Source organism: Vibrio sp. Vb0349, from assembly GCF_033338975.1.
In genome coordinates this window covers 1-1,994 of the sequence record NZ_JAWOTS010000088.1, presented here as the reverse complement: position 1 = coordinate 1,994, position 1,994 = coordinate 1, and the positions used below count along the sequence as shown (strand labels likewise).

2 protein-coding genes are annotated in these 1,994 nt (G+C 47.3%); both read left to right on the top strand.

Annotated features, from left to right (window positions below):
* The coding region (gene pckA, locus R7Q47_RS23420) for a phosphoenolpyruvate carboxykinase (ATP) (protein ID WP_318089476.1) at positions 1–1,489 on the top strand (1,489 nt) is incomplete at its 5' end.
* Positions 1,490–1,684: 195 nt separating this feature from the next.
* The coding region (locus R7Q47_RS23415) for an AsmA family protein (protein WP_318089474.1) at positions 1,685–1,994 on the top strand (310 nt) is incomplete at its 3' end.

Sequence of the window (1,994 nt, the reverse complement as noted above, 5' to 3'; positions counted from 1 at the left end):
ACGCGGTGTGGTTACTGAATTAGGTGCGGTTGCTGTTGATACAGGCATCTTTACTGGTCGCTCACCAAAAGATAAATACATCGTTAAAGATGCGACGACAGAAGAACACATGTGGTGGACTTCTGACACCGTAAAAAATGACAACAAACCAATCACTCAGGAAGTGTGGAACGACCTAAAAGAGTTGGTGACTAACCAGTTGTCTGGCAAACGCCTATTTGTCGTTGACGGTTACTGTGGTGCTAACCCAGATACTCGCTTGAGCATTCGTGTGATCACAGAAGTAGCATGGCAAGCACACTTCGTAAAAAACATGTTCATTCGTCCTACCGAAGAAGAACTTGCAACGTTTGAACCTGACTTCGTAGTAATGAACGGCGCGAAATGCACCAACCCGAAATGGGAAGAGCAAGGTCTGAACTCTGAAAACTTCACGGTCTTCAACCTTACTGAGCGTACACAACTGATCGGTGGTACGTGGTACGGCGGCGAGATGAAGAAAGGTATGTTCGCGATGATGAACTACTTCCTTCCTCTGAAAGACATCGCATCGATGCACTGTAGTGCCAACATGGGCAAAGACGGCGACGTAGCAGTATTCTTCGGCCTATCTGGTACAGGTAAAACAACACTCTCTACCGACCCTAAACGCGCTCTAATTGGTGATGATGAGCACGGCTGGGATGACGATGGTGTCTTCAACTTCGAAGGCGGTTGTTACGCGAAAACCATCAAGCTATCGAAAGAAGTGGAGCCAGACATCTACAACGCGATCCGCCGCGATGCGCTGCTAGAAAACGTAACGGTTCGTAGCGACGGCTCTATCGATTTTGATGACGGTTCTAAGACAGAAAACACACGTGTTTCTTACCCTATCTACCACATCGAAAACATCGTTAAGCCAGTATCAAAAGGCGGTCACGCAAACAAAGTGATCTTCCTATCGGCAGACGCATTTGGCGTGCTACCGCCAGTGTCTAAGTTGACTCCAGAGCAAACCAAATACCACTTCCTATCTGGCTTTACTGCAAAACTGGCTGGCACAGAGCGAGGCATTACTGAGCCAACACCAACATTCTCTGCATGTTTTGGTGCAGCGTTCCTAACGCTTCACCCAACTAAATACGCAGAAGTACTGGTAAAACGTATGGAAGCCGCAGGTGCAGAAGCATACCTAGTGAACACCGGCTGGAACGGCACAGGTAAACGTATCTCTATCCAAGATACGCGCGGCATCATTGATGCGATCCTAGATGGCTCGATTGAAGATGCGCCAACTAAGCACATCCCAATCTTCAACCTTGAAGTACCGACTTCACTACCAGGTGTGGATCCAAGCATCCTTGACCCTCGTGACACGTACGTTGACCCACTACAATGGGAAAGCAAAGCGAAAGACTTGGCTGAGCGCTTTATCAATAACTTTGATAAGTACACAGACAACGCGGAAGGTAAAGCACTGGTTGCGGCTGGTCCTCAACTGGACTAATACCGAAGCAAAACTAAGTGACCTGTGATTTGATAACAACAGTGACTTAGTTACAAAAATGCTCTTCAAGCCCCTCTTTTGAGGGGCTTTTTATTGAATCCCACACCAGATTGATACAAGCTAAAGCCTAACTGGGTTATTTGTATAACTGACCTCATCAGTTTTCCGACACTTCACTTACAGGTTCTGGCAGGGATGAAAACAGCGCGTCGAATTCTAATTCTCTTACTGGTGGTATTGATTGCCCTTCCGGCGACCATTATTGCGCTGTTAACCACCTCATACGCCAATTCTACATGGCAATGGGTTTCACCCTACCTTGGCTTACCGATCCAAGCGAAGAGCGTTCATTACGACTTCCCTTATCACCTTTCGCTGCAAAACGTTCGCTCCCAAGACGCTCAACTGCCTTATATTGAACAAGTCGACGTGTGGCTGAACCCTGACATACGACGAGATGGGAAATGGATTATCGATAGCTTGCTGATCGATGGGGTGAGTCTAA